Raw genomic sequence first — 9,241 nt, forward strand, 5'->3', positions numbered from 1 at the left:
GTCGGAGGTCGCGGGTTCGAGCCCCGCATATCCCGCCATTGGATGTCTTGAGGAGCCTGGGAGAAGTCCCGGGCTCCTTTTTGTCTGGCCCGGCGCGATTCGGCCGCACCCCAAGAGCTTTGCGTGAAGTGGACGGCCACGAGCACCGACGCCGTGGTCCAGGCCCTGCAGAGCGGCGAGCTCGACGCGGCCATGCTCTCCGACCAGTTTGCCTACAAGTTTGCCCAGGACGGCACGCTGCGCATCATCCGCTCGCTCACCTACGACGAGGACTTCATGGAGGAGTACTGCTGCGTCGTGGCCTTCAACTCCGACTTCCTCGAGGCCAACCCTGTGACCTGCAAGAAGTTCACGCGCGCCTTCCACAAGGCCGACCTGTGGCTGCAGGACAACAAGGAGGAGGCCGTTGATCTCATGTTCGAGAACAACTGGGCCTCGGGCGACAAGGACATCTGCCTCGACATGGTCAACCACTTCGACTTTGGTCTGACCCAGAAGGACTGCGAGCAGACCCTCATCAACACGATCGAGGACTACAAGAAGTTTGGCGTCATCGACTCCAGCGATGACGAGCAGACCATCCTCAACAAGGTCTGGGCGCCCCTCATCGAGGACTAGCCTCAACCTAAGCCATGAGGCAGCTTTGGCCCCGGCGATGCCGCGCGCGTCGCCGGGGCCCTCTTGTCTGGCGGTGGCTCGCAGTGGCTCCGGGGTGGGTTTCGACGCCGGGCCCTATTTGCCTGTTTAGCGCGCGCATGTGGACGGGCCCCGCCCGTCTGTTTGCGATGCGTCCGCGGTCGGGCCCGTCCCGCGCCGGCGCTCCCTCCCGCGTTCTGTAACAGAGGGCTTACAGGTGCCCTGCAGACGCATTTGCTAGAATCAGCTGACACGGGCGCGGCTATGCCACGCCCCTTGGCAACGTCATTCGAAAGGTCGCGTTTTGGCGCAAGAGGCTCAGGGACAGGTTCGTCTGGCCGTCTTCGACTACGACGGCACCATCATGGACGGCCAATCGGGCCAGCTCTTCGCGGTCTACCTGCTGCGTCACGGCCTCATCTCGACCCGTACGGCCCTGCGCCTGGGCTGGTGGGGCGCCCGCTACAAGATTCACCTGCCCTATCGCCAGGACGAGGCGCGCGAGCTGATCTTCCGCGACATCGGCCGCCTCGACCACGACCACGTCATGCGCATCATGGGCGATTTCTACACCGAGGCACTCGAGCCCCGCACGCGCGCCGACGCCGTGCGCGAGGTTGCCGCCTGCCGCGAGATGGGGCTCACTTGCGTGCTCGTCTCGGCAACGTTCTTCGAGATGGCGCGCGTCGCGGCCCAGAACCTGGGCATCGAGCGCGTCGCGGCCACGCGCATGGAGCTCGACGAGCAGGGCCGCTTCACCGGGGCCGTCGCCGGAGAGGTCGTGGCGGGCGAGGGCAAGGTCCGCGCCGTCACGGCGCTTGCCAACGAGGCCTTTGGCGAGGGTGCTTGGACCATCGAGCGCGCCTATGGCGACCACTTCACCGACGAGTCGCTGCTCGAGCTCGCCGCCGAGCCCGTCGCGGTCGACCCGGGCACCACGCTCGCGCGCATCGCCCGCAAGCGCGGCTGGAAGATAGCGAGCTGGAACTAGCCCATGGCGAGTGCCAAGACTCCCTCGAACTCTGGGCGCCCTGGGGATGCTCGGGCCGGCGAGCCCGTGCGCCTCATGAGCGACGAGCTGCGCGCCCGAATCTACCTGCGTGGTCGCGAGCTCTACCGCGACCTTCCCTGGCGCCACACGCAAGACCCCTACCAGATCTGGGTGTCCGAGGCCATGCTGCAGCAGACGCAGGTGAGCCGCGTCGACGGGCGCTGGCAGAGCTGGCTCGAGCGCTTCCCCAGCGTTGTCGCGCTTGCGCAGGCGAGCTCGGCCGACGTGCTGGACGAGTGGCAGGGCCTGGGTTACAACCGCCGCGCGCTTGCGCTGTGGCGTGCGGCCCAGCAGATGGTCGAGCTGCATGGGGGCGAGGTTCCGCGCGAGGCGCGCGAGCTCGTGGCGCTTCCCGGCATTGGCCCCGCAACAGCGGCGGGCATCCGGGCGTTTGCCTTTGACGCGCCGGGCGTCTATCTCGAGACGAATGTGCGCTCGGTCTTTCTCCACGAGCTCTACCCGGGCGAGGAGGGCGTGCCAGACCGCGCGCTCGTGCCGGCCGTCGAGGCTGCCTGTCCTGCGGCGGTGGCCAACGTTGCGGGCTGCGACGTGCCCATGACCCCGCGCAGCTGGTACTATGCGCTGCTCGACTATGGCGCCTACCTCAAGCAGACGCTGCCCAACCCCTCGCGTCGCTCGAGCGGCCACACACGCCAGTCCAAGTTCGAGGGATCCCACCGTCAGAAGCGCGCTGGGGTCGTGCGCATGCTGCTCGCGGCGCGCACGTCCGAGCCGGGCGGCCTCACGGTGGCGGACGTCTCCCGCGGCCTCACCGAGGTGGAGCTCGCGGCCGGTCGCGAGGCCATCGACGAGGCGCACGCCCGCGTGATTCTCGACGAGCTCGTCTCCGAAGGCTTCTGTCGCAAGGCCGGCAAGCTCTGGCTCGCCTAGCCGTTTCGCGTCGCTTCGCACAGCTACGTTTTAGCGAACGTATGTTCAGACATGTCAGGTTGAGCCGCCGCTTGCTGATTGATTGGCGCTCGCGTGAACGGGCTGCCGCACGCTCGGGTACACAAGGGGTGGAGAGCGCCGCGCCGCGGTGCGCAAGCCACGAGAGAAGCGGGGACATCATGGCAGTTGACTTCAACGATTCGCAGACCAAGAAGAACCTCGAGGCCGCCTTTGCGGGCGAGTCCCAGGCCTCAATGAAGTACGGCTACTACGCCAAGGCCGCCAAGAAGGAGGGCTACGTCCAGATTGGCTCCATCTTCTCGGAGACCGCGGGCAACGAGGCCGAGCACGCCAAGCTGTGGTTCAAGTACCTCCACGGCGGCGAGGTGCCCGACACCCTCACCAACCTTCACGATGCCGCCGCCGGCGAGAACGACGAGTGGACGAGCATGTATCCCGAGTTCGCCAAGGTGGCGCGCGAGGAGGGCTTCGACGAGATCGCGGCCCGCTTCGAGGGCGTCGCGGCCATCGAGAAGACCCACGAGGAGCGCTACAACAAGCTCGCCGCGCGCGTCGAGGCCGGCGAGGTCTTTAGCCGCGAGGGCGTGAAGGTCTGGAAGTGCTCCAACTGCGGCCACCTGCACGTTGGCGAGTCCGCGCCAAAGGTCTGCCCGGTCTGCGCGCACCCGCAGGCCTACTTCGAGCAGCAGGCGGTCAACTACTAGCTGGGACGGTAAAGGTGAGCATGGGCAAGAACGTCGAGACTAACTCGTTGCTCGTGCGCGCCAAGGTGGAGGAGTGGGGCGGCGAGTTCACGGGCTTCCAGACCGTGCGCGACCGCCCCGTGGCCATCAAGCTCGCCCTGCGCCAAGCCTGAGAGGTCGCCGACGCCGTGGTGCTCAACGCCGGCTCGTCCAAGGGCTCCGCCGACTGGACGGGCGAGGTGCTCGACGAGGTTGCGCACGTCATCTGCCACCAGACCAACCGTGGCCCCGGCGCGACGCGCCCCGCCGTTGGCGACCTCATCGACGTGGAGCTGCGCGGGCGGCTCTAGCTTGCCTGCAACCGATTGGGTGATTCCTGCCCGCTCTTGCTGGCTTCTCGGGCGCGATGCCCCGCCCGGGGCCGTGCCAGGCCCGGCCGGCGTGACCGTTCTTCTCCCTTGGCGTCCGCGCCGCCGATTAATTATTTTGAGCGTTTCGCGCGCAGGCCATGCGCCATCAATCCCACCAAACGGGTGGGAAATTTCTTGCGCACGTCAAGACCCCAATGCGATGGAAGTAAGACAAACCGAGAATCCGCGTGGCCGCGTCCTCGTAGGGCGCGGCCACTTTATGTCAAGGCAATCAATTGTTGTATGGTCATATAACGGCAGCTTGTTGGGCGTTTTGAAAAAATGGCAAAGCGTCTTTACGCAAAGAAATTACCCGTTTACCGAACCATTGCGCCACCGCGCTATGTTGGTTGGGGATGTGGGGATAGAGTGGAGAAGACCCTGAGGGCGCGCCGCGCCAAGAGGGCCGGCGCCCAGGGGAGGGGAGTCACACATGAACCAGACCAGGCCCGTCGTCGCGAAGAGCGGCGACGCGCTCGACATTACCAACGACGACCTGTATCTCATGGCCAACGGTACGTGGTACCGCAGCTATGACAAGATGGGCGCGCATCCCGCCACGCTAGACGGCGTGGAAGGCTACCGCTTTGCCGTCTGGGCCCCGGACGTGCGCAGCGTGCGCGTCGTGGGAGACTTCAACGGCTGGGACACCCAGGCAAATCCGCTTGCGCCCACGCCAAGCGGCGGCGTGTGGTGCGGCTTCGTGCCCGGTGTCGGCGGCGGCGAGCTCTACAAGTACGTGATCGAGACCAACGCGGGCGAGCTGCTCTACAAGGCGGATCCCTACGCGTTCGCCTCCGAGCTTGTCCCTGGCACCGCCTCGCGCACCGCGGCCGAACCCAGCTACCAATGGGGAGACGCCGCCTGGCTCGAGAGGCGCTCCACGCACGACCACATGCACGAGCCCCTCAACATCTACGAGGTGCACCTGGGCTCTTGGAAGCGCCATGGCGATGAGCCGCAAGGACAGCCGCGCCCGGACGGCACCTGGCCCGGCCCCATGGACGAGTTCCCCGCCCAGCGCGGCCGCTACTACTCCTATGACGACCTCGCCAGCGAGCTCGTGCCCTACGTCAAGAAGATGGGCTACAGCCACGTCGAGCTGCTCCCCGTGATGGAGCACCCCTTCGACGGCTCGTGGGGCTACCAGGTCACGGGCTACTTTGCCCCTACCGCCCGCTTTGGCGAGCCGGAAGGGCTCATGCGCCTCGTTGACGCCTTCCACCGCGAGGGCATCGGCGTGATTCTCGACTGGGTCCCCGGCGGCTTCTGCGCCGACGCCCAGGGCCTCGCCATGTTCAACGGCTCGATGCTCTACGAGCGCGAGATTCACCCCAACTGGGGCACCCACAAGTTCGACTTCGCCCGCGGCGAGGTCCGCAGCTTCCTGGTCTCCAACGTCCTGTACTGGCTCGAGCGCTTCCACGCAGACGGCATCCGCATGGACGGCGTGTCGAGCATGCTCTACCTCAACTTTGGCATCGACAACCCGGCCGAGAAGCGCTTCAACTCCAAGGGCACCGAGGAGGACCTCGACGCCTCCGCCTTCATCCGCCAGGTCAACGCCACGGTGGGCGAATACCACCCCGACGTCATGATGATGGCCGAGGAGTCGACCGCCTGGCCGCTCGTGACCTACCCGCCGGCCGACGGCGGCCTGGGCTTCCACTACAAGTGGGACATGGGCTGGATGAACGACACCCTGCACTACCTGCAGACCGACTTCCCGTGGCGCCCCGGCAACCACGGCCTCATCACCTTCTCGATGATGTACGCCTTCAACGAGAACTTCATCCTGCCACTCTCGCACGACGAGGTCGTCCACGGCAAGTGCTCTCTGATCACCCGCCAGCCGGGCGACCAGTGGCGCCAGTTCGCGGGCCTGCGCACGCTCGCGCTCTACCAGATGACGCACCCCGGCGCCAAGCTCAACTTCATGGGCAACGAGATCGGCCAGTACATCGAGTGGCGCTACTACGAGTCGATCCAGTGGTTCCTCGCCAAGGACTTCGAGGCCCACGCCAAGCACCAGCACTTCGTCGAGGCACTCAACAACTTCTACCTCGAGCAGCCGGCGCTGTGGCGCGAGGCCTACGAGTGGGACGGCTTCGAGTGGCTCTCCGCCGATGACTCCAAGCACTCCATCGTCTCGTTCGTGCGTCGCGGCAAGGGCGAAGACGAGCAGCTCGTCGTGGTGCTCAACTTCGACGTCAACTTCCGCCCCAGCTGGCGCGCTCCCGTGCCCGTCGAGGGCGACTACGTGGAGCTGTTCAACTCCGACGCCACCGAGTTCGGCGGTTCGGGCCAGCTCAACGCCGGCACCATCTCGAGTCGCCCGGAGGACTGCGACGGCCGCGACAACTCCGTCATCATCAACGTCCCGCCGCTGGGCGGCACCATCCTCAAGCGAGTGGGCCCCTCCAGCTACGTGGCGCCCGCGCAGATCGCCGAGGAGGAGCAGCCCGAGCCCAAGCCGGCCAGGAAGGCCGCCAAGGCCGCGACGGGCGCTCCCAAGGCCGCCCGCAAGCCGCGCAAGCTGCCTGCCAAGAAGGGCGCCAAGAAGAAGTCACCCAAGCGCGCCAGGGGGAAGGCCTAGGCCTTGAGTGCGCGCAAGAGATAGCGGCGCGCAAGCGCCGCACGACCGCAAGGAGACTGCATGATCGACCACATCTTCGAGAACTCAGAGGCCTTCGCCGGCGAGTATCGCGCCGAGCTCGAGGCTCTCGTGGGCAAGGACTTCAAGGACTGCACCACGCAGGAGCAGTACCAGGCCCTCGCCCGCCTCATCGCCCGCAAGGCCAACCGCGAGTTCGCGACCTCTGACTCCGAGAACAAGAAGAGCGACAAGAAGAAGGTCTACTACTTCTGCCTCGAGTTCCTGCTCGGGCCGCTGCTCGACAACTACCTGCTCAACTATGGCGTTCGCGACATCGTGAAGCAGGGCTTGGCCGAGATGGACATCGACCTCGAGGAGCTCATCGCCCAGGAGGGCGACCCGGGCCTGGGCAACGGCGGTCTGGGCCGCCTCGCTGCCTGCTTCCTCGACTCGATGGCCGCCGAGGGCATCCTGGGCTTTGGCAACGGCATGCGCTACCACTACGGCCTGTTCAAGCAGCAGATCGTAGACGGCCGCCAGGTCGAGGTCACCGACAACTGGCTCGACAAGGGCTACCCCTGGGAGACCAAGCACCCCGAGAGCAGCGTGCTCGTCCGCTTTGGCGGCGAGGTCGTGCGCCACGAGGACGAGAGCGGCCACTACTGGTTCACCCAGGAGGGCGGCGAGCTCGTCAAGGCCGTGCCCTACGACGTCCCGGTCGTGGGCTACGAGGGCAAGACCGTGAACCGCCTGCGCCTGTGGAGCGCCGAGCCCGCGCACGAGGACTTCGATCTCGACGCGTTCAACGCCGGCGACTACGCCAAGGCCGCCAAGTTCCGCACCGACGCTGAGGCCATCTCGGAGATCCTCTACCCCAACGACGCCGGCGAGCACGGCCGCATCCTGCGCCTCAAGCAGGAGTACCTGTTCGTGGCCGCGGGCCTCGCCTCGATCATCCGCAACTACAAGTACGACCACGCCGGCGCCGGCTGGGAGCGCTTCCCGGACTTCGTGGCCATCCACACCAACGACACGCACCCCGCGATGTGCGGCGCCGAGCTCATGCGCCTGCTCGTCGACGAGGAGGGCCTGGACTGGGACACCGCGTGGGACATCACGACCCGCACGATCTCCTACACCAACCACACGGTCCTGCCCGAGGCGCTCGAGAAGTGGCCCATCGAGACCTTCCGTCGCCTGCTGCCGCGCCTGTACATGTACGTCGACGAGATCAACCGCCGCTACGTCGAGAGCTTCCCGCACGACATCGACAAATGGCAGGAGAAGCTGCGCAACACCGCCATCCTGTGGGACGGTCAGGTCCGCATGGCCAACCTCTCGGTCATCTGCAGCCACTCGGTGAACGGCGTCGCGGCGCTCCACACCGAGATCCTCAAGCGTGAGACCCTGCACGACTTTTACGAGCTCGTTCCCGAGAAGTTCAACAACAAGACCAACGGCATCTCGCCGAGGCGCTTCCTGGGCAACGCCAACCCGAGCCTGTCGGCCCTGATCACCTCCAAGATCGGCAACGGCTGGCTCAAGGACGCCGACGAGCTCTCCAAGCTCTCCGCCTACTATGACGACGACTCGTTCCTCGACGCCATGAGCGCCTCGAAGCGCGAGAACAAGGTGCGCCTGGCCAAGTACGTGCTCGAGCAGACCGGCGTCGAGATCGACCCCGACTCAATCTATGACGTGCAGGTCAAGCGCTTCCACGCCTACAAGCGCCAGCTGCTCAACATCTTCAAGGTCATGAGCATTTACAACCGCATGCTCGACGACCCGAGCTACAAGCCGCACAAGACCACGTTCATCATCTCGGGCAAGGCCGCGAGCGCCTACACGTTCGCCAAGGAGGTCATCCGCCTCATCAACTCGGTGGCCGACGTCATCAACAACGACCCCCGCGTCAACGAGTACATCAAGGTGGCCTTCATCCCCAACTTCGCCGTCTCGAACGCCCAGCTCATCTACCCCGCCGCCGACATCTCCGAGCAGATCTCCACGGCCGGCAAGGAGGCCTCTGGCACCTCGAACATGAAGCTCATGATGAACGGTGCCATCACGCTGGGCACCCTCGACGGCGCCAACGTCGAGATCGCCGAGCTCGCGGGCATGGAGAACGAGAAGATCTTTGGCATGAGGGTCGAGGAGGTCGAGGCCCTGCGTGCGAGCGGCAACTACTTCGCGTGGGACGTCGTCAACGCCGACCCCAACGGCATCGGCCGCTGCGTGCGCCAGCTCACCGACGACACCTTCGCGGGCCTGTCGGGCAACTTCAACCAGATTTACGACGAGCTCATGGGCAACAACGACTACGACCTTGTCCTGGCCGACTTCGCGAGCTACGTGCAGGCCTGGGAGGAGCTCACCGCCTCCTACGACGACCAGCGCAGCTGGCAGCGCCGCGCCCTGCACAACATCGCCAACTCCGGTCACTTCTCGAGCGACCGCACCATCAGGGAATACGCCTCCGACATCTGGGGGCTCAGCTAGCGACCGTCCGGGGAGACGCCGCGCGCGGCGCCCCTCAAGCCGCACCAGTAGGAAATCACCCGCAAAAGAAGGGGGAAGGACATGAGCAGCAAGGAAAGCATCGCGATGCTTCTCGCTGGTGGCCAGGGAAGCAGGCTGCTTGCGCTCACGCGCAACATCGCGAAGCCGGCCGTCTCGTTTGGAGGCAAGTACCGCATCATCGACTTTGCGCTGTCGAACTGCGCCAACTCGGGCATCGACACGGTGGGCGTGCTCACGCAGTACCGCCCGTACCTGCTCCACTCCTACATCGGCACGGGCGAGGCCTGGAACCTCGACTCCCGCGACGGCGGCGTCTCGATCCTGCCGCCGTACGCCACCGAGGCAGGCGGCAACTGGTATGCCGGCACGGCCGACGCCATCTACCAGAACATCGGCTACATCGAGAGCTATGACCCCAAGTACGTCGTCATCC

The 9,241-nt window shown here is 65.8% G+C and carries 9 protein-coding genes; all 9 read left to right on the plus strand.

Features of this window, described 5'->3' with window-relative positions; all coding sequences use genetic code 11:
• Positions 1 to 123 precede the first annotated feature (123 nt).
• Positions 124 to 618: an ABC transporter substrate-binding protein gene (locus tag AC1VTH_RS04465; protein WP_481334920.1), complete on the plus strand. Its 495-nt coding sequence runs from the start codon at positions 124 to 126 to the stop codon at positions 616 to 618.
• Positions 619 to 940: 322 nt separating this feature from the next.
• Positions 941 to 1,627 carry an HAD family hydrolase gene (locus tag AC1VTH_RS04470; protein WP_481334921.1) on the plus strand — a complete coding sequence of 229 codons (687 nt, stop codon included), beginning with the start codon at positions 941 to 943 and terminating at the stop codon, positions 1,625 to 1,627.
• A gap of 75 nt (positions 1,628 to 1,702) precedes the next feature.
• Complete coding sequence (locus AC1VTH_RS04475) at positions 1,703 to 2,578, plus strand: HhH-GPD family protein (protein WP_481334922.1); 876 nt, start codon at positions 1,703 to 1,705, stop codon at positions 2,576 to 2,578.
• A gap of 179 nt (positions 2,579 to 2,757) precedes the next feature.
• Entirely contained in the window at positions 2,758 to 3,303 is a 546-nt protein-coding gene (gene rbr, locus AC1VTH_RS04480; RefSeq protein ID WP_293673682.1) for a rubrerythrin, read from the plus strand.
• A 20-nt stretch (positions 3,304 to 3,323) separates the two neighbouring features.
• On the plus strand, positions 3,324 to 3,455 hold the full coding sequence (locus tag AC1VTH_RS04485; protein ID WP_481334923.1) for a hypothetical protein: 132 nt from the start codon (positions 3,324 to 3,326) through the stop codon (positions 3,453 to 3,455).
• A gap of 15 nt (positions 3,456 to 3,470) precedes the next feature.
• On the plus strand, positions 3,471 to 3,632 hold the full coding sequence (locus AC1VTH_RS04490) for a hypothetical protein (RefSeq protein ID WP_481334924.1): 162 nt from the start codon (positions 3,471 to 3,473) through the stop codon (positions 3,630 to 3,632).
• 493 nt (positions 3,633 to 4,125) lie between these two features.
• Positions 4,126 to 6,288: a 1,4-alpha-glucan branching protein GlgB gene (glgB, locus tag AC1VTH_RS04495; protein ID WP_481334926.1), complete on the plus strand. Its 2,163-nt coding sequence runs from the start codon at positions 4,126 to 4,128 to the stop codon at positions 6,286 to 6,288.
• A gap of 60 nt (positions 6,289 to 6,348) precedes the next feature.
• Complete coding sequence (locus tag AC1VTH_RS04500) at positions 6,349 to 8,787, plus strand: glycogen/starch/alpha-glucan phosphorylase (RefSeq protein WP_481334927.1); 2,439 nt, start codon at positions 6,349 to 6,351, stop codon at positions 8,785 to 8,787.
• 81 nt (positions 8,788 to 8,868) lie between these two features.
• The coding region (locus tag AC1VTH_RS04505; RefSeq protein ID WP_481334928.1) for a sugar phosphate nucleotidyltransferase at positions 8,869 to 9,241 on the plus strand (373 nt) is incomplete at its 3' end.

It is taken from the genome of Parolsenella sp., from assembly GCF_982402205.1.

Excerpts from the sequence above, each read along its gene's own strand:
- AC1VTH_RS04475 (WP_481334922.1), top strand. The coding sequence starts at position 1,703 with ATGAGCGACGAGCTGCGCGCCCGAATCTACCTGCGTGGTCGCGAGCTC.
- rbr (WP_293673682.1), top strand. The coding sequence starts at position 2,758 with ATGGCAGTTGACTTCAACGATTCGCAGACCAAGAAGAACCTCGAGGCC.
- AC1VTH_RS04485 (WP_481334923.1), top strand. The coding sequence starts at position 3,324 with ATGGGCAAGAACGTCGAGACTAACTCGTTGCTCGTGCGCGCCAAGGTG.
- AC1VTH_RS04500 (WP_481334927.1), top strand. The coding sequence starts at position 6,349 with ATGATCGACCACATCTTCGAGAACTCAGAGGCCTTCGCCGGCGAGTAT.
- glgB (WP_481334926.1), top strand. The coding sequence starts at position 4,126 with ATGAACCAGACCAGGCCCGTCGTCGCGAAGAGCGGCGACGCGCTCGAC.